1 protein-coding gene is annotated in these 864 nt (G+C 43.1%); it reads right to left on the bottom strand.

Features of this window, described 5'->3' with window-relative positions:
- Positions 1 to 864, bottom strand: an 864-nt coding sequence (locus tag AC1DXF_RS29440) for a ligand-binding sensor domain-containing protein (RefSeq protein WP_477452250.1), incomplete at both ends; no start/stop codon positions are given.

Below are 864 nucleotides of genomic sequence, written 5' to 3'. Positions count from 1 at the left end.
ATACTGATATTTTACTTTACCCGAATTGATATAATCGAGGGCGGCAAATTCTATCGAAAAGATATTTTCGTCGTGATTAAGAACTATCGTATGTACTTCTGATATACTTTTTGGAAGGATAATATGGCCGTTAACCGCCTCATTTGCCGATATGCTCTTATTGAACAACTGAAAGTCGGTAAAGATTAATTGAGGCTTGGCGGTATCAGGTTCAATGCTTGCGGGGTCGAACAGATTAAAACCATCTGGGCCCGCAAATATCAATTCACCGGCGCGTGTTTTTAAAGCTGCATTTCTGTTAAACTCGCGGCCCTGCAAACCATCTGTATCGTCAAAGCTGTCGAAGTGAAAATTGAAAGAATCAGCTGTTGGTGTTAATCTGAGGCGGGCTAACCCGTTCGAAGTGCTTAACCACATTACCCCTTTGTTATCCTCCAACGTATTGGTCACTGAATTGGCCGGGAGCCCGCTTTTTTTTGTTAGCGAGATAATAGTGTTTGTTTTGCGATTCAACACACTCAATCCGCCCGCGGTCGCTATCCATATCAAACCCCGGCTATCCTCATTGATATTGCTTATTTCATTGTCAATTAAACCATCTTTTGCGGTATAGTGGCTTACCCGCCGGCCGTCCTTCCATATAACATCTACGACCCATCCTCCCCCTATCCAGATATTGCCATGTTTATCCTCGAAGATTGAGAATATTATTGTAGAGCTGATATCAGCCTGCGTTAATGGATGGTAAAATATTTTTTTTGCACGGTCGAAAATTTCGAGGCCCCCAAAAAGCGTTCCTATCCACAAACGGTGAGACGAGTCTTCCAAAATGCTAAATACCCGGTTATCAGCAATACTGGTGGC

It is taken from the genome of Mucilaginibacter sp. P2_A5, from assembly GCF_056404995.1.
The sequence above is the reverse complement of the archived record's forward strand: the minus strand, read 5'-3'. Positions and strand labels throughout refer to the sequence as shown.